The sequence below is a fragment of the Streptomyces cellostaticus genome (assembly GCF_023630175.1).
Taxonomy (GTDB): Bacteria; Actinomycetota; Actinomycetes; order Streptomycetales; family Streptomycetaceae; genus Streptomyces; species Streptomyces cellostaticus_A.
On the sequence record NZ_JALLIN010000049.1, the window covers coordinates 22,226 to 45,573 of the forward strand.

The following is a 23,348-nucleotide window of genomic DNA, read 5'->3' on the forward strand; positions in this document are numbered from 1 at the left end:
GTCATGTCGATCATCGCAGTCGCGCCTTTGACCTTCGGGCAGTTGTCATTGTGGAGGTCCATTCAGGACTTGAGCGCCGACAATCTCAGCGTGGCCAACCTCCATCGGGTCTGGGCGCTGCCCGGAGACTGCTCACTGACCGGCCTGGAATCAGCGCTGTCCCACCTGGTGGAGCGTCATGAGGCGCTCCGGACGAAGTTCCGCAGATCGGGACCGCGCGGGATCGAGCAGGAGGTCTGGGCCGCTGATCCCGTCCGCCTGGAGGTGCTGGAGGCGGATGAGGACGCGGAGCAGAAAGCGGCGGAGGCGGCGCGTCGCCTCGCCGCGCAGCCCTTCGACCTGGGCAGTGAGTTCCTTTGGCGTGCTGTGGCTCTCTGCCGGGGCGGGCAGCCACGCTACCTCTGCTTGAGCGTCCATCACATGGCCGCCGACCGCGTGTCACTGGGGCTGCTGCACGACGACCTGTGCACGCTGCTCTCGGGCGGGTCGTTCGAAGCGCCTGCTGCCACGCCGCGTGCCGTGGCGGAGACGCAGCAGTCCGAGGCATGGGCCGTGCGCAGAGCCGCCGCTGTCGACCACTGGTGCAAGACGCTGCAGGCGGCGCCGCCGCCGGTTCCTCCTGCCGGGCCGCACGCGCTGATGTTCTCCGGCGTTCTCCGCTCCGCGCCGGCACTCGACGCCGCCGTGACCTTTGCTGACGGGCTCGGCATTTCCCTGCACAGTGCCGTCCTCGCCGTACTGTGCGAGACGATTGCCGCGCGGACGGGCGAAAAGCGCATGCTGATCGGACTGATGGCGGGCAACCGGAACGACTCCGAGTCCCGGTCCCTGGTGGCCTCGCAGAACCAGTTGGTCCCCTTCCTGGCCGAGGTGGACGGGAAGAGCGATGCCGACTCGTTCGCTCGCCGGATCCACTGGAAGACGCTGCTGGCCTACCGACACGGTTCATTCGACGTCGACGACGTGGAGCCGCTCGCGCAGAAGTACGGGCGTCACGGCAACGGAGACGGCTTCGATTACATCTTCAACTTCTCGCAGACTCCGGTGGGCTCGGCCGTCGGCGGGTCCGCAAGCCCCGAGAGCGAGATCGAGGTTTCTTCCGAGGGGCGAGACATCGGCTACCCGCTGTATTTCCAAGCCGGCACCTCCCCGGACCTGCTGTGGTGTCAGCTGAGCTTGCGCAAGGAGGCGGCAGGGGTGAGCGGCAAGGACGAAACCCGATTCGTCCAGGAGACGAGGGAATTCCTGGAGACGTTCCAGCGCATACTGATGGGAAAAGGCAGTGCCCAGCCCATTTGAGAAGGAGTCCGGGCGCTACTCGGTCCTCGTGAACAAGCAGGGTGACCACTCCCTGTGGCCGACGGAACTCATGATTCCGGCGGGCTGGCGCTCCGTCCATGTCGACGACACCAGGGATGCGTGTCTCCGATACGTTGAGACGGGACGAGCCGGGCCACGCCGTACCGCCCCACCGGCGGCGGTACCGGCTGCCGTGGCCGCCCCGGACGACCGGCAGAGTGAGCGTCCAAAGGCTCCGCCCCGCGGATCGTCCGGGAAACTCTCCAGGAACGCGCAGGAGGAGAGGCTCCTCCGCATCTTCGCCGACCTGCTCGGCCTGGCCGAGGTGGGGACGGACGACGACTTCTTCGAACTCGGCGGCCAGTCCCTGCTGGCGGCCAAGTTGATCAGCCATGTCCGAGCGGAGTTCGGGGCGGATCTGGCCCTGCGCGACCTGTTCCGCTCGCCTACGGTCGCCGGGCTGCTGGACCGGATCGCTTCTCGCGACGACATGGGACCCACCCCGCCCCGGATCGGACCGGTTGTTCACGGCGATGTCGCACCCCTGTCCTTCGCCCAGCAGCGCATATGGCTGCTCGATCAACTGGAGGGGCCGAGCGCCACGTACAACGTCACGGAAGCGTTCCGGCTCAACGGCGAGCTGGACGTCCAGGCGCTTCGAGCGGCCCTGGGCGACGTGGTGGCCCGCCATGACACGCTCCGGACGGTGTACGAGTCGCGTGACGGCGAGGCCGTCCAACGCGTCATCCCTGCCGAACGGGCGACACCCGAGCTGAAAGTCGTCACCTGCGAAGCGGAGGAAGTGCCCCGGCGGCTGGCCGAGGCCGTCGGCGGCGTGTTCCGGCTGAGCGCCGAACTCCCGGTGCGCGGAGTGCTCCTTCGCGTCGCTGCGGACGCCTACGTCTTCGTGCTGACGGTGCATCACATAGCTTGTGACGGCTGGTCGATGCTTCCCCTGAAAGCCGACCTCGGCACCGCCTACGCCGTGCGCAGGGCGGGCCGTCGCCCGGAGTGGGATCCCCTTTCCGTGCGGTACGTGGATTACTCGGTGTGGCAGCGCGAGCTGCTCGGCCAAGCCTCCGCCCCGCGAACCCTGCTCGCCGGACAACTTGCCTTCTGGCGCGGGACGCTGAAGGGTGCTCCCGAGGAACTGCCGCTGCCCACCGACCGGAAGCGCCCGACGGAGCCCACTTACGCGGGCTCCGTGGTGCCGTTCTCCATCGGAGCAGACCTGCACGCCCGCTTGATCCAGGTCGCGCGCGACAATGACACGACGCTCTTCATGGTGCTGCATGCCGGTTTGGCGGCGCTGCTCACGAGAATCGGTGCCGGGACGGATCTCCCCATTGGCACCGCCGTGGCCGGGCGCGAGGCGCCTGAACTCGACGACCTTGTAGGGTTCTTCGTCAACACGATCGTGCTCCGCACCGACACGTCCGACAATCCGTCCTTCCGCGCGTTGCTGGCCCGTGTCCGAGAGCTCGACCTGGCGGCGTTCGGGCACCAGAGCGTTCCCTTTCAGAGCCTGGTCGAGCACCTGAGGCCGACCCGGGAGACTGCCAGGCACCCCCTGTTCCAGGTGTTTCTGCTCCTGCAGAACAACGCGCAGGGCGAGCTGAACCTTGACGGAGTGGCGGTGGCGCCGGAGCCGGTGCCTTCGCGCACCGCGAAGTTCGACCTCTCCGTGTACTTCACGGAGGAGGGAACGGTGGACCTCCGGCCGGCCGGTCTGGCGGGATCCGTCGAATACGCGGCCGATCTGTTCAACCGTTCCACGGTGGAACGCCTCGTCGAGGCCCTGGTGTGTGTCCTGGAGTCCGTGGCCGAGGATCCCGACCGGACCATCGGCGATCTGCGGGTGTTGCCGGAGGACCGGCAGCAGCGGCTGCTGGACATGTGGAACGGCGAGAAGCAGCCGCTGCCGGCCATGACCTTGCCCGATGCCTTCGAGGCCCAGGCAACGCTCACCCCTGAACGCACGGCGGTTGTCTGCGGCGACACCCGTATGTCCTACGCGCAGTTCCGGACCGAGGTCCGGCGTCTGGCACGAGCGCTGAGAGGACGAGGGATCGGTCCGGGCCGGCTGGTTGCTGTCGCGCTGCCCCGCTGCTGCAAACTGGTGATCGCCGTGCACGCGGTCCAGCTGGCGGGTGCGGCCTACTTGCCCCTCGACCCGAGCGACCCGCCCGCTCGCACCGAAGTGGTCCTGTCGGATGCGGATCCGGGGTTCGTGCTGACGCCGGAGTCCTACGCCTCGCTGATGGACGAGCCGGTGGCCGATGCCGATGTGCCGGGCTTTTCGGGGCCGTCGCCGGACGACCTGGCCTACGTCCTCTATACGTCCGGGTCGACCGGCCGCCCCAAGGGGGTGAAGATCACCCACGCGGGAATCCTGAATCGTCTGCTGTGGATGCAGCGGCGGTTCGCTCTCGACGGGACTGACCGGGTTCTGCAGAAGACTCCGTCCAGCTTCGACGTGTCGGTATGGGAGTTCTTCTGGCCGCTGATGGCGGGAGCGACACTTGTGGTCGCACGGCCGGAGGGGCACAAGGACCCGGCTTACCTGACGTCGCTCATCGAGCGGGAACGGGTGACCACCGCGCACTTCGTCCCCTCCATGCTCGACGTCTTCCTCCGGTCGGCGGAGGCATCACGCTGCGGCACGCTGCGCCGGGTCATATGCAGTGGAGAGGCGCTGTCCGCCGCCCTGGCGCGGCGCTTCTTCCAGCTGTTCGACGCCGAGCTCCACAACCTGTACGGGCCCACCGAGGCATCCGTGGACGTGACGCACTGGCGATGCCGTCCTGAGCACGACGGTGACACCGTGCCGATCGGTACCCCGATCACCAACACCCGGGTGTACGTGCTGGACGAGAGGCTGCATCCGACGCTGCCCGGAACGGTGGGTGAGCTGTACCTCGCAGGAGTGCAGTTGGCGCAGGGTTACCTCAACCGCGCCGGGCTCACCGCCGAGCGCTTTGTGGCCGACCCCTTCGGGGCACCCGGCACGCGGATGTACCGCACGGGTGATCTCGTGCGCTCGACGGCGGACGGCGTGATCGAGTACGTCGGCCGGGCCGACGGCCAGGTCAAGATCCGTGGGGTCAGGATCGAACCCGGCGAGATCGAGTCCGTTCTGGCCGAGGAACCCGAGGTCGGCCGGGCCGCCGTGGTCGTTCGCGAGGACCGCCGGGGAGACCAGCGGCTCGTCGCTTACGTGGTGCCCGCCGAGGGCGCAAGGCCGGAGCCTTCGGGGCTGCGGAGACGGATGGCCGAACTGCTTCCCGGCGCGCTTGTTCCGTCCACGTTCGTGATCATCCCTGAACTGCCTCTCACCCCCAGCGGCAAGCTGGACCGTCGCGTGCTTCCCGCACCGGTTCAGGCGACGCCGGACACCGGGCGGCGCCTGCCGCGCTCCGACACAGAAAAGGCTCTCGCGCGGTTGTTCGCTGATGCGCTCGGATGCTCCGAGGTGGGCGTGGACGAGAGCTTCTTCGAGCTGGGCGGCCACTCCCTTCTGGCCGTCGGCCTCGTCGACCGCATCCGCGTCGCGCTCGGAAAGGAGCTCGGCGTCGGTGCTTTGTACCGGACACCGACCGTGTCCGGTTTGGCCGAGTCACTCGAGGGCGAGAGACGGCCGGGAGGAGCCGGCTCTCGTACCGCCGACCCCTCCCGTGCCCTGGACGTCCTGCTTCCGCTCCGGACGGCGGGCAGCAAGCCCCCGCTGTTCTGCATCCACCCGGCGGCAGGCATCGGCTGGAGCTACGCGGGCCTGCTCGCTCACGTGGAAGACGTTCCGCTGTACGCCCTCCAGTCCCCTGCGCTCTGCGACGCGGACTCGCCCGTCGAGAGTATGGAGAGCCTCGCGAAGGAGTACGTCGAGTACATCAGATCGGTCCAGGAGCACGGCCCGTACCGTCTTCTCGGTTGGTCGTTCGGCGCAGGCGTGGCCCATGAGATCTCGGTGCGACTCCAGGCGGCAGGAGAGGAGGTCAGCCTTCTCGCCGTGCTCGACGGGTATCCGGCAGAGCCTGTGGACACCTTGACGAGAACCAGTCCGTCCATCGACAGCCCGGACCTGCTCCGTTCTGTGCTGATGTCCTTGGGGATCACACCGGAGCCTCCTGAAGCCGCGGAATCGATGACGCCGGCTGCCTTCCTCGCCCGGGCCAGAAAGGAGGACAGTCCCCTTCAGGGGGTGGCCGACGAGGACCTTCTCACCATAGTTCGCGTGTTCGCTGCGCACATGGCTCTCACGGGAGCTCTGTCCGGCGGTGTCCACGAGGGGGACCTGCTTCTGTTCGCTGCGACGCAGCACGAGCGGCACGCGACGCCCGCCCCCGAGTCCTGGCAGAGGTACATCAGCGGTCGGATCGAGGTTCACCGGCTTCCCTGCACGCATGGCGCCATGCTGCGCGACGGTGCTCTGGGACAGATAGGGGCCGCGTTGAACGAGCGGCTGTAGACGGTCGGCGGTGCGGGGCCGGAGCACCGAAGACTCGTCGTCCCCGGGCAGGACGAGCGCCTGGGCTCAGGCACATCACGTCAGGAGGTCAGGATTCTCCCCGTTCGATTCGCGGGCCAGGAGGAATCCGAGATGGGTTCGGTTGCGCGCACCTAACTGAGCCATGAGCTTGGAAACGTGCTGGCGGCAGGACCGTTCACTGATACCCAGGCGGCGAGCTATCGCGGCGTCCTTCTCCTCGACGAGCAGCAAACGTGAGATGGCTTGCTGCACATCCGAGACAACGAAGCCCTCACGGCGAGACTCGTACGCGGATGCGAAAGGCGAGGCGGCTTGCCAGGCCATTTCGAAGACACTGACCAAGAACGACACCACTCCTGCGTGACGGATGCACAGAGCTCCCGCCCCGCTCGCGGGGATGAAGGCGACACGTCGGTCGAAGACGATGAGCCTGGGGAACAGGATGTCCAGCGTGCGGACCTCCGCGCCGGCCTCCCCCAGACGCGCGGCGTACGCCTCTGTGGCAGGGCTGAAGCGAGCGCTGTGCTGGTAGATCGTGCGCATGGCCACGCCCCGTTCCAGCATCGCGATGTCGCGGTCCTGGGCCTGGCTGAGGACGTCGACGGGACGGGGGCCGCCGGGCTGAGCCGTCAGCACCTCTGTGCGGCACTCCTTCGCCGTCTCCTCCAGCATGGGGTTGATGTCACGCGCATCCACCTCGAACATGCGGTCCGGCCGGTGCTCCTCCCCGGCGGCCTCATGCGCTTCGCGCAGTGCCCCGAACTCCTCTGTCACGGTGTCCATGCGTCTCTCGACATCATGGAGGGCTTTGCGCAGTGGTGCGACGGCGCGTGCCTCGGCCACATTCAGCAGGCGCTGGTCGTAGACATCGGAGCGATCGTTCCGGGGTTCCAGTACGCCAAGAGCCAGGAGCCGTTCGAAGGCCTGGGCTGTCACCGAAGGCGGCAAGTCGACGGCACCGGTCAATTCCTCGCGCGTGCGCGCACCTTGCCGTAACGCCTCCACGTACAGCCGCTGCATGGCCAGGGTCACCGATTCTTGTCTGATGCTGTCATCTTTCCCCCGTTTTTTTGCCATTTGCTCAGCCTTCCTGTTCCGGCACTGCCTATCCATGATCCCTCGACGGCATGGCGAGCGGAGGGAGGATTCAGCAGCATCGAACCAGGAAAACGCGAACGAGATTCTGTGAATGGGGGATCTAGGTATGAGCAAGGCAATGTCCTGCTTTTTCACACTCTTTCTGGTCCTTGTGCCCCTTGCTTCGGTGTCCGCCGCGACTCAGGAGCCCGTCGGTACCTCCCGCGTCGTTGCTCTCAACAGCGACGGCGACGACACCGGTTGGGGGTGAGCCGGCGGAGCGCGTGCCCGCCACGGTCCTCACCTCGATCGCTGCGCGCAGGTGGGTGCCTGACCCCAGCCCGAGGGACTGTGGGCAGCCGGCCCCGTAAGTGGTGGCCTACGGGGCGTCCCCGGGCCCGCCCGCGGCGGTGGTGCTGCCGAGGCGAGGACACGCGACTGTGTCCCCGTTCCCTCCGACCCTGTTATGTGCCGCTCAGGAGCATTGTGAACGCTCGAATTGCCATGTCGGCCGGCATCTCGCCGGCCGACATGGACTACATCCAGTTGCTCTTCACCGATGTGGCCGGACGCCTGAAAAGTCTGGAGGTGCCGTCCTCCCGGTGGAGGGCCACCCGTGACAGAGGCTGGAGTGTGGACGGCTCCGTCATGCTGGGAGAGGGCGACCGGAGTCATGGGAATCTGCGGTTGGTACCCGACCCTGACGCCTTCCTCGTCCGGCCGTGGCACACGCCGTCGGGGCGGAGCGTGGGCCTGGTCTTCTGCCATGTGCTCGACGCGGACGGAGAGCCCTTTGCGGCCGATGCCCGCACTCGGCTGCGCCAGGCGGTCGTGAGGTCCCAGGCGCGCGGACAACTTCCCGTGTTCGGTGCCGAGGCCGACTTCTACCTGCTTCGTGACACTCAGCCCGCGATGGCGCCGACCGACAACGGGTGCTGCTGGGACCTTGTCGACCAGGAACAGGCGGATGAGGTCTGTCGAGACACGAGCGATGCCCTGGAGTTGATGGGCTGCACCGTCTCCGGTCACCGTCACGAGGCCGGTCCCGGCCAGCGCGTGATCGTCTTCCGCCACGGAGACGCGCTTGCCACTGCTGATCGTCTGCTGCTGCTGAAGCACACGGCGCGGACGATGGCGCGCCGCCGTGGCATGAGGGCCGTCTTCATGCCGAAGCCTTTGGCTCACCGTCACGGCAATGCGCTCCGCGTCCATGTGTCGCTGAGTGGAACAGACACCGAGGCGCGGCCGCTCTTCCACGACCCCGACGCCCCCGGGAACATGTCCACGCTCTTCCAGCAGTCGCTCGCGGGCGTCCTGGAGCACGCTGACGCGCTCACGGCCCTGGGGAACCCGACGGTCAACTCTTACAAACGCCTCGCACCGGCACCCGGCGCACCCGTGTACCGGGCCTGGGGCCGTTGCAACGGGTCCACCGCGTTCAAGGTCGCAGGTGACGAGGCCGTACCCGAGTCGATGCGACTGGAGCTGCGCAGTCCTGATTCCGCCACCAATCCCCATCTGCTGTTCACCGCGATTCTTGCCGCGTTCTGGGACGGTCAGGACCGGGGCCTGAAATTACCCGGGGCGTACGAGGAACTCGACGCCTCGCCGAGCGAGCCCGGAGGAACCACGTGCCCCGTCGGCCGTTTGCCCGCAGACCTTCCCGCCGCGCTCAGGGCTCTGGAGGAGGACGCCACCGTGCTGGCCGCCGTGGGGGAACTCGCTGCCCGCTCCTGGACTGCGCGGGGGCGCGCGGACTGGCACGCATGGCACCAGTTGGTGACCCCTTGGGAGGTGGACAGGTATCTGGAGAGCGTGTGACGACCGGACACCGTCCGTCCGGCGATCGAGCGGGTGACGTGAGGACGCTCAGCATGAAGAATCCTGACACGTGTTCAGGGCACGTCAGGAGGAATCTGGGAATCCATTCCCTGCGGTCCTCGTGGCTGGCAGACGTCCGAACGCATGGTCTGGTCAGACCCGACAGCGCTGTATTCCGCTTCGGGGGAGCTCCTGGGGCAGGCGACGCGGAACTCCACCGTACTTTGCTCATGGCCGTCTTCTTCGGGGTGTCGATGTCGACCCTGCGACTGTGGGGTGAGGAGCCGCCGGCCAGTTATGGGCAATGGTACGAGTCCCGCCCCGACAGGCTTCCTTCGATTCTGGGGATCTCGATGGACGCGCAGTGGTGGAGGAGCGGAGATCGTCGCTATCTCTGCCGACTTCGCGACCATTACGGGATGACGAGCCCGTACTCGAAGGCCTCCGAGTCCGGCATCGTGCCCCCGAGCGACCTTCTGGAGGCACAAGTCGACGTCACCCTGGACGACATCGTCGCGGCGGAGGACCGGCTCGTGCGTGATGGACGCTGGGACGGAACCTGGGACGACGAGCCCTTCTACCGGAAGGTGACCGCCCAGGAGGAGCCATGTCCGGGCCCCACACGCGGCGGCCGCGGCGCTGTTCCCGCCGTGCCCGAGGGAGCACGGCACTGCGCCGCTGTGCTCAGGCTGCCATTGCTCTGTGCGGAGGTCGCCGCGCGGCTCATGAACCGGATACCCGCGGAGTGGCGGTCACTCGCATGAGAACGATCGGCGCCGTGTCATTCGATCTGGACGGTACCCTGTGCGACCACAAGGCGGCGGTACAGCGCTCCTTCGACGCCACGCTCTGCGCCATGGAGTCGCTGCTGGCCGACGTCCCCGCCGCCGACGTGAGGCGGTGCTTCGCCTCCGTGGGATCGCGGATGAAGCGATCGTCCGACGAAGCGGGAAAGCCTTGGTGGCCAGTACGCGACCAGTGGGCGGAAACCCTGCGGGAGGCCGGCGTGGTCTGTTCCGCCGATGAGCTGGATCAGGTGACCGAGGTCTTCACCCGGACACTGAACGACACGGCGATCGTGTTTCCCGGCGCCCGCCGGGCACTGATGGCGGTTCGCCGCACAGGCCTGCCCGTGGGCGTGCTGACGAACGGTGAGAGGGAGACGCAGCTGCGCAAACTGCGTGCTTGCGGGCTGGCCGGACTGGTGGACCAGGTCGTGGTGTCGGGGGATCTGGGGGTGCACAAGCCGGACGCCGGGGCTTTCCGCGCCGTGGCGCATGCTCTCGGTGTGCCCCTCTCGGTGCTTGTGCACGTCGGTGACGATCTCGTCCATGACGTGAGCGGGGCCTTGGCCGCGGGGGCGTGGGCCGTCTGGGTGAGCCCGAGCGGTACACCGGGCCACGGGTCGGCAACCGCATCAGGATTCCCCGGTCTCCGGGCCTTCGAACTCAAGGCTGTGCCGGCCCTGCTGGAGCAGAGCCGGCACAGCCCCTGACGGCGCCCGCCCGCTCACTCACCGGGCGGAAAGCACCTGGCCGATGTGGCGGACGCTCTCCAGGACGTCCGTCTCCGGTATCCCAGCGGAGTGGAAATCAGCGGCGGACCACAGTCCGGTCAGTACCCCGATGAAGCCGAAGCCCGCCGCTCGCGCGCCTATTCCGTCGGCTGGGAGGTCGCTCACGTAGACCGATCCGCAAGGATCCACACCGTAATCAGAGACGAGATCCACGAACGCCTCTCGATGGGGCTTGAGATGACGGGCGTTGTCGGCATGGCGTACGAAGGCGAATTGGTGTGTTCCGATGCCCAGGGCAGCCAGCTTTCGCACGGTCTTGACGCCGGGGCCGTTCGTCAGGACGGCTATGGTCGTCCCTTGCTCCCTCAGCTCGTCAAGCGTGCTGCGAGCCCCGTCGACAGGGAGATAGGGAACGGATTCGCTCATGGAGTCATAGACGTGGGAGTAGTCCTCAGGTGACACTTGCGGGTGCCAATTCCGAAGGCACTCCTCGAACGACAGCCGGCCGAACATCCGGCGGAAGCTGCGGACGGAGGGCGGCCGAACACCCAACGCGTGAGCGGTCAGTACGCTTTTGCGGTAGGCGACCGGGTGGGTCCGCAGCAGGGTGTCGTCGATGTCGAAGATCACGGCACGCAAGGACAGGCACCGCCTTTCAGGTCTTCAGGTGTCCAGTAGGTTCAGCGCGCCGGAGCGGAAGGCACTGACGTCCAGGGGTACGCCGGTGAAGCCGGCGCGGTCGATCGCGGAGCGCAGTTCCCCCGCCTCCTCCAGGAGCTGGTCGTACGGAGCGTCGAGCTCGATCCGAACGCGCTCGCCGAGGTCGCGCACGCGCAGGTTCCGGCTCTCCACGCCCAGCGATCCCAGAGCCTCTCGGACGGATGCCTCGGCGGCCTCGACGCGCTCGAGCCGTGCGGCGTCGATGGGGACGCCGTAGGCGATGCGGCTGGCCAGGCAAGGACTCGCAGGCTTGTTCCAGGTCCGCAGCCCCCAGCTTCTGCTAATTTCGCGTACCTCCCGCTTGGTGAGCCCCGCGTCGCGCAGCGGCGCGATGACCCCCCGCTCGTCGGCGGCGCGGATGCCGGGCCGGAAGGGATCCACCGCGTCGTCCGCGTTGGTTCCCGTGGCCACCGTCCGGCACCCCAGCCCCTCCGCCAGCCGCAGCAGTGTGTCCGCCAGCTCCGACTTGCAGAAATAGCAGCGGTCACGCCGATTGGCCCGGTAGTCGGCGCGCCGGAGTTCCTGAGTGCGCGGCCACTCGTGCCGCACACCCAGTTCCGCTGCGAACGCTTCGGCGGACGCCAGTTCGGACCGGGCCACGCTGGGCGCCACGCTGGTCGCGGCGATCACCTGATCAGCGCCCAGCGCCCGCACGGCCATGGCGAGTACGAGGGCGGAGTCGGCTCCACCGGAGAAGGCGACGACAGTCGGACCCGCCTCGAACAGGGCTGCCAGCGCACGTTCCGAGCGTGCGCGGATCCCGGCCGGCAAGTCGTGTGCGAACAGGCCCGCCTGACCGGTCGTAGGCCCGGATTCCATCGTCCCTTTCATGCCGAACTCCTTTGTGTTCCGTCTTTTGCTCGCTGGAACAGCGCCTTCGCCAGGTGGCCGAGGACCGGGGCGACCCCGCCCCCCGGCCACCCGGTGGGATCCAGCGCCGGATACGGGACGGCGTCGAGAACCCAGTAGCCGCCGGGCGCGAGGTCGTCCTCGGCGAGCCGGACCAGAGCGAACTGGCGCCCGACCGCTGCCGCTGCGCGCACCGCCAGCGTCGCCGGCACTTCGGGCAGGGCATCCAGGGCAGCGGGGCCCGGAGCCGGCAGCCCGTATTCACCCCACGGTTGGTCGTCGTAGCAGCTGAGCAAGGGGGTGTCGCCCACACAGATCACGCGCAGCGTTCTTCCGCCTCTGTACGCGTGGACGTAGAAGTGCTCGGTGGCCACTTGATGCGCGAAGAACCAGCGCAGTGACTCCTCGTCCTCAAAGTGGAGCGCGTCGTGAGGGGCGTGGCCCTGGGAGGGAGGGAGGGCCAGCGGATGGGCCGTCACCGGGTAACCGATGCGCGCCGCCAGTGACAGAGCCGCCCGTGGCTCGTGACCGGAGAACAAGGGAGGGTGAGGCAGCCCCGAGGCGTGCAGCAGGACGCTCCGGTAGAAAGGGTTCGAAGCCAGGAACATGCTGCCCCAGCCATTGACGACGTCGAGTCCGAGCCGCTCCAGCGCCCAGAACTTGGCCATCGCCGCAGACCGGGCCTGGCCCCGCACCCAGCCGATGAGCACGCTGGCCGTGTGCGGCTGGCCCTGGCACCACACCTGGGCCTTTCCGGAGGCCGAGCTGATGGTCATCGCGTTCGGGTGGAACTGCTTCGATGAGGCTCCCAGGTTGCTGATCTCGTCTCGTAACATGCGCAGGTCCTGCGCGTCGGGCTCATCACACAGGAACACGATGTCGCGCTCCCGGCCGGCGGGGTGCCGCTCGCCCGACGCGCGGGGCGCAGGCTGGACGGCGGGTCGGGCATCCATCGTCACCGTTGCCCTCTCGCTCGGGGCACTTGGCAGAACCACTCCCTCAACTCCGTCATGGTTTCGGCTTGCACGTGCAGTAGGTGCACGGTGTTCTCGATCCGTTCCACATATGGCCCCTTCCGGTCCTGCAGGGCCAGGCGAGCGTTGTAGAGGAACCACGCGAGCAGACGACCGGCCCGCCCGATGAGAGCGTTGACATCCGGGAGCCCGTCGGCGGTGGTTTCCAGATAGCCGCGGACGACCGCCCTGAACGCCGGGCCGCAGACCTCGCCCCCCGGGCCGCTGCTCCAGTCCAGGGCCACCACCGCCAGTTCGGTCCAGGGCTCCGTCAGACCGGCGTGCTCCCAGTCGATGACGGAGTACCCGTGGTCGTGCGCCATCACGTTTCGGGGCGCGAGGTCACCGTGACCGACGGAGACCCGCCCGGACAGCTGCGGCAGAACGACGGCGTACGCTTGTGACCAGTACGTCAGTAGCCTGGCGTCTTCTCCGGACAAACGGCTGTCGGTGCGATGACGCAGGGCGGCCACCAGCCGGTCCCAGGGAACGCCCTCCGTCGTGTCCCAGAGCGCTGACTCTCCCGCAGTCCGGAAGGGGTGTTGGGGCAGCCGCATGCGATGAATGCGGGCGAGCAGCTCCCCAGCCCGCCGGCACAGCGCGGGATCGAGGGCCTGGTGCGCGGTGGACAGGACGATGCCGTGAACGTTGGGGTAGAAGAGCAGGCCCGTGGCCCCCACGCGGAGGATGGGATGGCCGTCGTCGAGGAGATAGGCCGGAACGGCGGGTATGGAGTGCCGGACGGCCGCACGGGCAACGCTCTCGCCCAGCCGGAACCGGTCGCTGCTCGTGGTGGCCGAACGCCGGCCGATTCTCTTGACGACCACGCGGCTGCCGTCGGACAGGGTGATGCGCCGGACATCGTGCAGGAATCCGCCCGTGAGGGGTTCCCCAGCGGGAAGGCGGTCGAGGCCGTGGTGTCGCAACTCGTCCACGAGCTCTCCCACCGCCGGCGGCAGGCGTGCGGCGGAGCCGGCGGAACCGTTGCCGTGGGCCGCGCTTTCCGTCCGCCCGCCGTGTCTCATGGCAGGCACGGGCGGACCTCCTCCTGCCAGAACTTCAGAAAGCCTTCCTGGTCCGGGCCGATCTGGTGAAGCCATACATGCGTGAATCCGGCATCCAGGAACTCCCGGATGCGCTTGGTGTACCGACGGACATCCGGGCCGGTCACCACGGCTTCGGACATGTCCTGGGGACGTACGTGCCGAGTGGCCGCCTCGACGTGCCGGGGCAGCCGGAGTTCCTGGAAGAGGTCTCCGGAGAGTCCGGCGATGGGCCAGTGGCGGTGTGCCGTCCTGAGGGCCTCGTCGGGGTGGAGCCCCCAGCAGACGCTGATCCATCCGTAGGCAGGGGCTTCCTTCCTTCCCGCTGTCCGGAAGGCCTGGATCAGGCGGCTGTCGGGCACCGTGGCGATCAGGCCGTCGCCCTGGGCACCCGCCAGCCGGGCGGCCCGCACCCCGCTGGCCGCGAGCAGGACCGGAGGCGGGGCCTCCGGCAGGCCCCACAGCTGGGCGTCGACGGCCGTGAAATGTCGGCCCTGGTGCGTCACCAGTTCCCCGCTCCAGAGCCGGCGCATGAGGATGACGGCTTCCTCCAGCATCTCCAGGCGCAACCGCGCCGATGGCCAGGGTGCGCCGGTGATGTGCTCGTTGAGCATGCCCCCGCTTCCCAGCCCCAGCAGGAAGCGGCCGGGCAGAAGACGTGCGGTGGTCGCCGCGGCATGCGCGACCACCGCGGGGTGCTGCCGCATGGTGGGACAGACCACCGCGGTGCCGACCGCGATGCGCTCGGTGGCGTGGGCGATGGACCCGAGCACGGGCCACACATTGCTGCCGTGGCCCTGTGCCGAGGTCCAGGGCTGGAAGTGATCGGAAAGCATGGCGAAGTCGAATCCGGCCGCTTCGGCCTGCACGGCCATCTCGACCAAGAGCTCCGGGGGATGTTCCTCCCCCATCAGCGCGAAGCCGTACCCGGGCATGTGCACTCCGTTCAGATGTGATCATGGAGGAATGGGCGGAGCTCAGCGCAGTCCGATCCAGGCGTCCCGGTCCGGCACGAAATCCGTTCGGCTGTGCATGGCCACGTCCACGAACCGCTGCGGGTACTGCGGCTCGACGGCACCGGCCCGGTCCAGCAGAGCGAGGTGTTCGTCCGAGAGGTCCAGCGCGGCAGCGCCCAGGTTGTCCTTCGCGTGCGCCAGGCAGGAGGCACCAATGATCGGGCTGGTGACGGCGGGTTGCCGGGCCAGCCAGGCGAGTGCCACCTGCGCCGAGGTGGCACCCGTCGCGGCGGCGACCTCGCGGACCGCATCGAGTACGGCCCAACCCCGCGGCGTGGCCCGGCGCTCCCAGTGCTCCTCCATCCATGCGACCGACCGGGCGAGCCGGCTGCCGGCGGGCGGTTGCTCCGCAGCGTGGTACTTGCCGGAGAGGAACCCGCCGCCCAGCGGCCCCCACGGCAGGACACCGAGTCCGAGATTCAGGCAGGCGGGAATTACTTCACGCTCCACTTCGCGTTCCACGAGGGAGTACTGCGTCTGGACGGAAACGATCTGCGGTGTGTTCCGCAGCAGTGCGGTGAAATAGGTCTTCGAGATCTGCCAGCCGGCCTGATTGGACACTCCGAAGTACCGGACCTTGCCCTGCCGCCACAGAGTGTCAAGGGCGGCGAGCGTTTCCTCGACGGGAGTCTCGGGATCCCAGCAGTGTATCTGATACAGGTCGATGTAATCGGTGCCCAGATGGCGGAGGCTGCGTTCCGCGCTGCGTATGAGGTGCTTGGCGGAGGCGCCGACGTCGTTCGGCCCGTCACCTACGCGAAGACCGGACTTGGTGGCGATCACGAAGTCGTCGCGTCGACTCCCCAACGCTTTTCCGAGGATTCTTTCGGACTTTCCTCCGTGATAGCAGTCAGCCGTGTCGAAGAGAGTTCCTCCGGCCTCGACGAAGGCGTCTATGATTGCGTGCGCCTCGGATTCTTCGACTTCGTTCCCGAATGTCATGCAGCCCAGTGCCAATTCGGATACGAGCAGTCCGGTCGAGCCGAGCTTTCGCTGCTTCATGATTCTCCTGCGGGACGCTTGCGTGTTTCGGGATGTTCGTGTCTACTGGCTTCTCGTGAGCGAATTCCGCTCTTTATTTCTGTTCCCTGTGGAGCTGAGGGAGTCGAGATGGTGAAAACCGGAAAAGTCCCTGGTTATCCGTTGCCTGCGAGAGTGCAGTTACATCTGTGGGCGCATCGGCCCACCGCTCTGCTGGACATGGGCCGACGCCTGATCGGCCCCGCCTTCCGGATCGACTGCACCGGACGGTCCCCGCTCGTGGTCGCAGGCCGTTCGACCGACGTCATGGACGCCTTTCGCCGCACCGGACACGAGGGGGGCGGCGCCGACGCCAACGACGTCCTCGGTTCCCTCGTCGGCCGGTCGTCCGTCCTGGTCGCCAGGGGTGCGGAACACCGCACTCGCCGGCGGGAACTGCGCGCTCCGCTCGGCCGGTGGGGAACCGACTTCGGGGCGGAGCTGGGCGAGCTGGCGGAACGGACCGTACGGCACTGGCCCGCAGGCCGGTCCGTGGCACTGCTCCGCCACTGCCAGGGGCTGATGCTCGATCTGTTGCTGCACGCACTGCTCGGCACCGCTCGGACACCGGTTGCCGCCTCCCTGCGGGAGCTGCTGCTGCATGACCTCACCCGCAGTCGGAGCGCCCGTCGGTGGGCCAGGCCGGGACCTGCGCCGGCACCGTGGCCGCACCTCGCCGACCACGCGGCGCGGTTCGACAGTGCCCTGCGGGAGGCGGTGGCGAACGCCAGGCCCGGTTACGGCATCGAGGGGCTGGCAAGCACCGTCACGGGGAGCCTCCGCGACACGCTCGCCACAGTGATGATCACGGGACACGAGACTGCCGCGACCGCCCTGGCCTGGTCCGTGGAGCGAGTGGCCCACACACCGGGCGTTCTGAGCGAGATCGACCGCCGGATCCGTGCCCGGGACCGCGCCGGGCTGGAGCGTTACCTCCACCTCGTTGTCCTGGAAGCGCTGCGGCAGCGCCCGGTCATACCCGTGTTCAGCCGAACGCTCGGCGCCCCGTACGCGGTGGCCGGCCATGAACTCCCCCCGGGCACCGAACTCGGCCTGGCGGCGTGGCTGGTTCATCATGACCCCGCCGTGTATCTGCGACCACGTGCCTTCCGGCCGGAGCGCTTCGACGCGATCGATGGCTTCTCTCTGCCCAAGGACGCCGCCGCCTGGCTGCCCTTCGGCGGCGGGACGCGGAGCTGTCTCGGCGACAGGCTGGCCGTGTCCATGGCCCGTACCGCGTTGTCCGCCGTGTTGCGGGAGTACCACGTGCGACCCGCCCGTGCCGCGTCCGAGCCCCCGCGCCGGCAGTCCATCACGATCGTTCCCGGCCGGGGCTGCAACGTGGTCCTCGTGCCCCGCCGGGACCGCGAGTGACGCGAGATCGACCAGCAACGCGGGTCTGTCGGAGAGATCACCGGCCGGCCGCAGCAAGCAGGCCGATCGGACCCGCGCGGCGTCGGGTGGTACCAAGAGGTGCGGGGACCTGGCGCCCGTGGGCCCGAGGCGCCGGTACCCCGCGCGGATCAGGCGTGCGATCAGGGCCCCTGTCGGTGTCCCGTCGTCCGGCCCGTCGCTTTTCAGATCTCCGGCCAGCCACGCGTCGGGCCGCAGCCTCACCATGTGCCAGAGCGCTTCAGCGAAACGCTCCTGCCTGTCGGGACCGCCCTTGGGCGAGGGAGCGCTGAACGCCAGCAGCGACAGGCCGCGCCAGCTGACACGGATCACCCGACTGCGCAGGTCGGGCAGTGGGCACCCATCCTTCTGCGACACGGTCAGACCGCCGCGGCCGGCGCTCACCAGAACGCCGTTGCGACCCGGTCGCGGAGCGGAGTCCACGGCGGATGCCAGCCCGTGCCGCAGCAGCTCGGCTTCGAGATCACCGCCTCCGTCTCCTCTGCGGTACTCGGGTACGACCGTGAGATCCGCGCCCCAACCGGCCACGGTGCGGGCGATCGCCGTTCGTTCCTGTCCTCCGTGCCGCATCGTCCACACGGCGATTCTCACGGTCGCAGCCATCCTGTCCGGCGGTGTCTGAGGAACCGCATCTCCGGCCTTCCTATCGGTACGTGGGCGCCGGGCCCGCCTGGAACAGAGGGCGGCCGTCGCGCCAGATGCGCAGGCCGCGCGCGTACCGGCTGGTGTGCTCGAACGGCCGGAAGTAGTCGTGCAGGTCGATGTCGTGATCCGCTGCCAGAGCGTGCACCCGCTCCCGAACCCATGCGCGGGTCTCCTCCGCCTTCACCCGCAGGTGCCGGGCGGCGCAGTCGATGAGCGGATCCAGCACGTACTCGCCGAGCCGGAAGTCGAAGGCGTAGCTGCGGCCGCCGTACGCCCTCTCGGCGTCGTGCTCGGTGTCCAGAACACGCGTGAAGTCCGTCGGGAGCTTGCGTAGCCTGCGGATCTCCAGGTCGGCATACCAGTCGAGGAGGTCGCGGCGCACGACGCGGCGCGGCGCCCCGGACCAGTCGAGCTCGATCAGCAGGTTCTGCGCGTGGTCCTCCGGTACCAGCCCCACACCGAAGACGAGTGCGCAGTACGACTCGATCAGCAGATCGACGAGTGAGACGAACGCCTCGGCAGGCCGCCCTCCACCCCCGGCCCCGCACAGGAGGTCCACCAGAAGCGGCGGGTCCTCGGGGGAGTGCAGGTCGGTGGAGAAAAGGGAGAACAGCGGTATCTGCGGGCGCACGACACCGTCGGCACTGTCGGTGGAACGGGAGCGCGGTATGAACTCCCGGTAGACGACGCCCTGTTCCGTGCCGGTCAGCCGCGTGGTGACGCCGATGGACTCCGGCAGGTATGCACAGCCGTCCGACAGCAGCCCGGCCTCCTGGTCGAGCGCGGCCGACATGCGCACACTGGCCCGTACCCGCTTGGTGTCCATCTCGCGCGGTACCCGGCCGAGCAGCCCGGGATAGTGCAGCTTCGCGTAGTGCACCGGCCCGGAGTCCAGCACGAGGACCGTGCGTGCGGAGGCGGTGGGGGCGACCAGCCGCGACTCGCACGAAGTCCCCGTGCGGGAATCGGGGTTGTCCGGGTGCATGACGAAGACGACCCCGTCGGGCCTCACGATCTCGTTGGCCAGGGCAGGGGACGGAGCGGCCAGGAGGACCTCGACGTCACTCCACGGCAGCACACGACTGCCCGCCGGGAAGGACGCGGCGTCCCCCCGTGGACGATACGCGGGCGAAACCTGGTGCTCCCCGAAGGACAGACCGCTCGGGGAGCCGTCGTTGCACCATCGCTCCAGGTGGAGAAGGGACCGTACGGGATCCTTCATGAGCTGTTCCGTTCTCATCCCACACTCCTCGTGCGTGTACCTGCCCCCGCCTCGGCAGGACGCCGACTCACATGTCTGGCCGCGGCTGCCTGCCCGTATTCCAGCGCCTGGCCGGGGGACGCCCCGTGGTGCCAGGCATGGACGAACGCGGTGGTGAGCGTGTCACCGGCGCCCACCGGGTTGACGACGCGCACGTCCGGAGCCGGCCGGCGACGTGTGGTGTGCTCGTCGCACACCATGGCTCCGCCCCTGCCGAACGTGACTACGGCGACCCGCACTCCTGCGGCAACCGCGTCCCGGGCCACGGGTACGGTCTCCTCCTCCGCGCCCAGCCCGTTGAACACGGCCACCGACACCCCCGCCAGCCGCGGCCGGACGGCTTGCGCCAGGGCCTCTATGTCCCGCCGCCAGGGCAGGAACCCGAAATCCGCGATCAAAGGAATCCCGGTGTTCACCAGAGCCTCGCGCAGCCGGTCGGTGCCCGGAAAGCAGGACAGGTGAACGTAGTCTGCGCCGTCGGACACGGCCGTCCGGCCTGCCAGCACGTCGATGCTTCCGTCAGCGGGGTCGGCCGTGATGTCGACGTCGTCCCCACCGATGCTCGGCTCCATGACGAGGCGGGCACTGCATGTGCCGGTATCGAAAACATGGAGGGACGTTGCGGGCGGCTTCCACCGAGCGAGGGCCCCGCGCACCCAATGGCCGGCCGGATCGGGGCCGACCGTTCCCACCAGCAGGGCCGTGTCGCCTTCTGCCGCGGCTTGGGCAGCGACGTAGTGCGGGCTGCCCCCGACCTCCATGTGCACGTCCCGCAGCCGGAATCCGGGCGGCGCGGTATCCGACTCGTCGGACGGCGCCACGCTTACGTGCAAGGACAGCTCCCCGTATGCAGCGATCTTCACGGGACCAGCACGGTGCGCAGGTGAGCTTCACGCCGGGCCACACGCTCGAGCACGTCAGTCGCCTTGTCCAACGGGTAGCTCTCCACCAGGGCGGTGAGGTCATGGCGTTCGTGCAGGCGCAGCATCTCCGCGAGCCGATGGCGCGGCCCCTGCGAGGATCCGCGGATCGTGAGCTTGAAGTGCAGCAGGCGCTGGAGGACCAGCGGGACCGGTGCCACGGTCGCCGGCAACACCGAGAGCCGGCCGTAGGGCGCGAGTCCCTCCACGGCGGCGGCGAGCGCCCCGTCCGCCTCACTGGTCAGCACGGCGGCGTCGACCAGCCCCGACGACTTGAGCGCGGGGGAGAAGTCCCCGCCTCCGCTCACGATCACCTCGTCCGCGCCCAGTTCCTTCGCCAGACGTTCCTTCTCCGCCGACTCCGTGACGGCGACGATCCGGTCGACGCCCATGGCACGGGCGTACTGGACGGCCAGGTGGCCGATGCCGCCTATGCCTATCACCGCCAGGGACGTTCCCGGTCCTGCCGCGACGTCCATGAGCGCCGAGTACGCGGCGTAACCGCTGCAGAGCAGAACGGCGGCCGCCTCGGGGGCCAAGCCCCGGGGAATCGGGACCGTGCTGGCCGCATCCACCAGCGCGTACTCGGCGTGTCCGCCATCGATGTGGATGCCGGTCTCGTCGGCGTCCTTGCACAGTTCAAGCCGCCCGCGAACGCAGTGGTCGCACGTTCGGCACCACCGCTGGTGCCACGTCACGCCCACTCGGTCTCCCGGCCCGAGCCCGTTGACGCCGGGCCCGAGGGACACCACCTCACCGACGAACTCATGTCCCGGCACGAGCCGGGGGTAGCCCATCTCGCCACGGGCCTGCCGTACATCCATGGTGCAAACGCCGCTGGCCAGGACGCGGACCAGGGCGTCCCCGGGGCCAGGAGCCGGCATGTCACGCTCTTGCAGCGTCCAGCCTCGGCCCGATTCTGGAACGACAACGCTCAGCATGGCTGAAAACTCCTCTGTGCCGACGGTTGCCGGCTGGGTCAGGACGTCTGGTCGGGCTGAGCCGTCCAGACGACGAAGTTCGGATTGGGGACTGCGACGACATGGCTCGCAGGAGCAGCCGCGAGGGCACGGTCCACTGCCTCTTGTGCGCTACTGGTGGCCCCCGTCACCCCCAGCGTGGCCACGACGTCGCACGGAAGGCCCGAGTGGACCAGATATGACGCGCGTGCTCCGGTGATGAGGGAGCGCAGAAAACGTGCTTTGCGCTCGGCGTGCTCCGAGCAGTCGGCACCGGTCAGCGCGGCGGCGAAGTCGGCGCCGCCCACGCCCTGTTCGCAAGCCGCGACCAGAACGACCGCTGTGCCGGCTCCGATCAGGTCGAGACCGGTGCGCCATGCCTTGCCCTCGGCCAGGTAGAGCGAGGAGTCGGTCGGGGCGCCGCCGGCGCCGAGGATCAAGACGTCGGCATTCTGCGGCAGGGCGACACCATAACGAGTGGCGAACCATGCGCATGCCTGCCGGTGGGCGGACACCGGCGGGCCCAGTTCCGCTCGGGCCACCTGCCCGCACGCGTGCAGCACGGCGTTGAGGACGTGGACAGAGCCGAGGAGACCGGCAGCCTCCTCCAAGAAGGCGCGGAAAGGGTTGCACCGCAACTCGCCCCGAAGTTCCAGGGGCTGCCGGGCATGGTCGTGCAAGGCCGCGATGGTCTTGGCGCCGGCCACTCCAGGGACCACGCACTTCGCACCGCCCGAATAGCCGGCCTCGGCGTGGGCGGTGATCACCCCTACGCATAGCACGACGTCAGCCCGGGCCACGGTGGCGTTGATCAGGACGGGTGTCCCACTGCTCGTTGTGCCCACTTCCACCAGGTCGTCGGCGTGAGCGTCGTGCGCGAGGACGCCGACCCGGCCGGTCAGACCGGCCCTTGCCACTCCGGCCACCAGCCGTTCCAGACCGACTGGCTGGTGCAGACCGGTGGCCATCACGCACGTCAGCTCCACCAGCTCAGGACATGCTCGCAGCAGAGCACGCAGAAGCACGGGCAGCATCAGCTCCACGGGCGTCGGGCGTGTTCCGTCGGTCACGCATACGGCGATGCGCCGGGCCCTGCGCAGACGTCCGTCGCTGTCCAGTGCCGTCAACCCCGGCTCGACGGCGCGCTGTACCTCCTTGGAGGAGTCCGCCGCCGTGTGCCCTTCGGTGCAGCGGCCCAATGAGTCACTGGGACCGACCACCTCGGTCGAGGCCGGCAGAAGCACAGTCTGTGCGCCGGCCCCAAACGGAAGTGCCACGGAGCACGTACCGGGAGACGGCTTGCGAACCGGTGACAGCACTGTCATACCAGGGTCCCACTCTGTTTCGTCTCACTGCCGTTCCTCGGCATGAGGCGGGCCAGCCGGTCGAACTCGGCAGACGTCAGTCCGTACCGTCCCAACCAGCTCTTTCCGTTGCCGTGGAAGTCCGAGCCGCCTGAGCGCTCAAGACCGAGATCCGGGAGCAGAGCCACTAGCCGGGGATCGGCACCCGGACGCGGGTGATGGTAGGAGGCGACTTCGGCGCCGCGCAGGCCCAGCCGCCGGAACAGCCGCAGATCCCGTTCGAGCCGTGAACGGTCGCTGTCCTCATCGGGCAGACGCCACAGGGGATGCGCGAGGACTGGCAGGCAACCGGCCTCGACGGCCCGTTCGATCGTCTCCGCAGTAGGCAAGTACGTGTTCTCGTGGCTTCCCAAGATGGGGTCGCGCCGGTCCACTTCCCTCAGGGCGGCGCTGAGCAGTACCCGCGTGTCCTCCACACCGCGGTCCAGGAACGAGGCGAGGACGTTGCAGGTGTCGGTGCGGGAGAGAAGCCGCTTGTGCGGGTGGAGCTGCGAGCCGTCGGGCAGCCGGCCCCGCAGGACGGCGGGCAGGTCGGGTATTCCTCGGTGCTCTGTTCGCAGCACGTCGAGGGCCCGTCCGATGCGCTCGTTCTTGACTTGGTTCGGTCGGCTCGCGTATACGGCGAAGCCGGGATCCAGGCAGCCCGAGCCGTAGACGAGCACGTGGTAGCGCTCGCCTTCGTGCACCGTGCTCAGTTCCATGCCGGGGAAGGGCAGTGACACGCCGAGAGCCGCGGCACGACGCACAAGTGCCTTCGACCAGGTGACTGCTGAGTGGTCGGTGATGACCAGGACCCGTACGCCGCTTTCGGCCGCGGCCGCGATCAGTTGCTCCGGACCGAGTCGGCCGTCGCTGACCGATGTGTGGGTATGCAGGTCGACAGGCGCCACGGACCGCTCCTCAGCGATGGGCGTCAGCACAGTCTC

General features: G+C 68.5%; 18 protein-coding genes and 1 pseudogene. 7 read left to right on the plus strand and 12 right to left on the minus strand.

Going from position 1 to position 23,348, the window contains the following annotated elements:
- The first annotated feature begins 3 nt into the window (after window positions 1-3).
- The 3 genes and pseudogenes from MXD57_RS26185 to MXD57_RS26190 all read left to right on the plus strand — a co-directional run bounded on the left by MXD57_RS26185 (window position 4) and on the right by MXD57_RS26190 (window position 5,764).
- On the plus strand, window positions 4-1,299 hold the full coding sequence (locus MXD57_RS26185; protein ID WP_250404490.1) for a condensation domain-containing protein: 1,296 nt from the start codon (window positions 4-6) through the stop codon (window positions 1,297-1,299).
- A gap of 28 nt (window positions 1,300-1,327) precedes the next feature.
- Window positions 1,328-1,378 (plus strand): annotated as a pseudogene (locus MXD57_RS32085) (hypothetical protein); the annotation flags it as partial.
- 114 nt (window positions 1,379-1,492) lie between these two features.
- On the plus strand, window positions 1,493-5,764 hold the full coding sequence (locus MXD57_RS26190; RefSeq protein WP_250404491.1) for a non-ribosomal peptide synthetase: 4,272 nt from the start codon (window positions 1,493-1,495) through the stop codon (window positions 5,762-5,764).
- A 75-nt stretch (window positions 5,765-5,839) separates the two neighbouring features.
- Here the strand turns inward: MXD57_RS26190 and MXD57_RS26195 are convergent, their stop codons facing one another.
- Window positions 5,840-6,817 (minus strand): LuxR C-terminal-related transcriptional regulator, encoded by a 978-nt coding sequence (locus MXD57_RS26195; RefSeq protein ID WP_250404492.1) that lies wholly within the window; start codon window positions 6,815-6,817, stop codon window positions 5,840-5,842.
- 513 nt (window positions 6,818-7,330) lie between these two features.
- Here MXD57_RS26195 and MXD57_RS26200 point away from each other — a divergent pair.
- The 3 genes from MXD57_RS26200 (at window position 7,331) to MXD57_RS26210 (ending at window position 10,178) form a co-directional block, all read left to right on the plus strand.
- The gene (locus tag MXD57_RS26200; protein ID WP_250404493.1) at window positions 7,331-8,683 is read left to right on the plus strand and encodes a glutamine synthetase family protein; all 1,353 of its coding nucleotides are present in this window, start codon (window positions 7,331-7,333) and stop codon (window positions 8,681-8,683) included.
- A 419-nt stretch (window positions 8,684-9,102) separates the two neighbouring features.
- Complete coding sequence (locus MXD57_RS26205; RefSeq protein ID WP_250404494.1) at window positions 9,103-9,447, plus strand: hypothetical protein; 345 nt, start codon at window positions 9,103-9,105, stop codon at window positions 9,445-9,447.
- A 14-nt stretch (window positions 9,448-9,461) separates the two neighbouring features.
- Window positions 9,462-10,178: an HAD family hydrolase gene (locus tag MXD57_RS26210; protein ID WP_250404495.1), complete on the plus strand. Its 717-nt coding sequence runs from the start codon at window positions 9,462-9,464 to the stop codon at window positions 10,176-10,178.
- Window positions 10,179-10,196: 18 nt separating this feature from the next.
- Here the strand turns inward: MXD57_RS26210 and MXD57_RS26215 are convergent, their stop codons facing one another.
- From MXD57_RS26215 to MXD57_RS26240, 6 genes are all read right to left on the minus strand, one after another.
- A complete protein-coding gene (locus MXD57_RS26215) occupies window positions 10,197-10,829 on the minus strand; it encodes an HAD family hydrolase (RefSeq protein WP_250404496.1) in 633 nt (210 codons plus the stop codon).
- 33 nt (window positions 10,830-10,862) lie between these two features.
- Window positions 10,863-11,750 (minus strand): ATP-dependent sacrificial sulfur transferase LarE, encoded by an 888-nt coding sequence (larE, locus tag MXD57_RS26220; RefSeq protein ID WP_250404497.1) that lies wholly within the window; start codon window positions 11,748-11,750, stop codon window positions 10,863-10,865.
- Window positions 11,747-12,727, minus strand: coding sequence for a hypothetical protein (locus tag MXD57_RS26225; protein WP_250404498.1), 981 nt, complete (start codon window positions 12,725-12,727; stop codon window positions 11,747-11,749). The genes larE and MXD57_RS26225 overlap by 4 nt, the downstream gene beginning before the upstream one ends.
- Window positions 12,724-13,716, minus strand: coding sequence for a phosphotransferase family protein (locus MXD57_RS26230; protein ID WP_250404499.1), 993 nt, complete (start codon window positions 13,714-13,716; stop codon window positions 12,724-12,726). Before MXD57_RS26230 ends, MXD57_RS26225 begins: the two co-directional genes overlap by 4 nt.
- Window positions 13,717-13,802: 86 nt before the next feature.
- Window positions 13,803-14,759 (minus strand): TIGR03557 family F420-dependent LLM class oxidoreductase, encoded by a 957-nt coding sequence (locus tag MXD57_RS26235; RefSeq protein WP_250404500.1) that lies wholly within the window; start codon window positions 14,757-14,759, stop codon window positions 13,803-13,805.
- Between the two features lie 42 nt (window positions 14,760-14,801).
- Entirely contained in the window at window positions 14,802-15,842 is a 1,041-nt protein-coding gene (locus tag MXD57_RS26240) for an aldo/keto reductase (protein WP_250404501.1), read from the minus strand.
- 153 nt (window positions 15,843-15,995) lie between these two features.
- Here MXD57_RS26240 and MXD57_RS26245 point away from each other — a divergent pair, with 153 nt between their 5' ends.
- Window positions 15,996-17,234 (plus strand): cytochrome P450, encoded by a 1,239-nt coding sequence (locus tag MXD57_RS26245; protein WP_250404502.1) that lies wholly within the window; start codon window positions 15,996-15,998, stop codon window positions 17,232-17,234.
- Between the two features lie 682 nt (window positions 17,235-17,916).
- On the opposite strand, the gene MXD57_RS26250 is transcribed toward MXD57_RS26245, so the two are convergent.
- From MXD57_RS26250 to MXD57_RS26270, 5 genes are all read right to left on the minus strand, one after another.
- On the minus strand, window positions 17,917-19,158 hold the full coding sequence (locus MXD57_RS26250; protein ID WP_250404503.1) for a ferric iron reductase: 1,242 nt from the start codon (window positions 19,156-19,158) through the stop codon (window positions 17,917-17,919).
- The gene (locus tag MXD57_RS26255) at window positions 19,155-20,000 is read right to left on the minus strand and encodes a carbohydrate kinase family protein (RefSeq protein WP_250404504.1); all 846 of its coding nucleotides are present in this window, start codon (window positions 19,998-20,000) and stop codon (window positions 19,155-19,157) included. Before MXD57_RS26255 ends, MXD57_RS26250 begins: the two co-directional genes overlap by 4 nt.
- Window positions 20,001-20,038: 38 nt before the next feature.
- Window positions 20,039-20,983 (minus strand): alcohol dehydrogenase catalytic domain-containing protein, encoded by a 945-nt coding sequence (locus MXD57_RS26260; protein ID WP_250404505.1) that lies wholly within the window; start codon window positions 20,981-20,983, stop codon window positions 20,039-20,041.
- Between the two features lie 95 nt (window positions 20,984-21,078).
- Entirely contained in the window at window positions 21,079-22,383 is a 1,305-nt protein-coding gene (locus MXD57_RS26265; protein ID WP_250404506.1) for a lactate racemase domain-containing protein, read from the minus strand.
- Window positions 22,380-23,312, minus strand: coding sequence for a PHP domain-containing protein (locus tag MXD57_RS26270; protein WP_250404507.1), 933 nt, complete (start codon window positions 23,310-23,312; stop codon window positions 22,380-22,382). The genes MXD57_RS26265 and MXD57_RS26270 overlap by 4 nt, the downstream gene beginning before the upstream one ends.
- Window positions 23,313-23,348 lie beyond the last annotated feature (36 nt).

Bases quoted from the DNA above. Each gene is read 5' to 3' on its own strand.
- larE (WP_250404497.1), bottom strand. From the start codon at position 11,750: ATGAAAGGGACGATGGAATCCGGGCCTACGACCGGTCAGGCGGGCCTG.
- MXD57_RS26235 (WP_250404500.1), bottom strand. From the start codon at position 14,759: ATGCCCGGGTACGGCTTCGCGCTGATGGGGGAGGAACATCCCCCGGAG.
- MXD57_RS26240 (WP_250404501.1), bottom strand. From the start codon at position 15,842: ATGAAGCAGCGAAAGCTCGGCTCGACCGGACTGCTCGTATCCGAATTG.
- MXD57_RS26185 (WP_250404490.1), top strand. From the start codon at position 4: ATGTCGATCATCGCAGTCGCGCCTTTGACCTTCGGGCAGTTGTCATTG.
- MXD57_RS26250 (WP_250404503.1), bottom strand. From the start codon at position 19,158: ATGAGAACGGAACAGCTCATGAAGGATCCCGTACGGTCCCTTCTCCAC.
- MXD57_RS26265 (WP_250404506.1), bottom strand. From the start codon at position 22,383: ATGACAGTGCTGTCACCGGTTCGCAAGCCGTCTCCCGGTACGTGCTCC.
- MXD57_RS26260 (WP_250404505.1), bottom strand. From the start codon at position 20,983: ATGCCGGCTCCTGGCCCCGGGGACGCCCTGGTCCGCGTCCTGGCCAGC.
- MXD57_RS26205 (WP_250404494.1), top strand. From the start codon at position 9,103: ATGACGAGCCCGTACTCGAAGGCCTCCGAGTCCGGCATCGTGCCCCCG.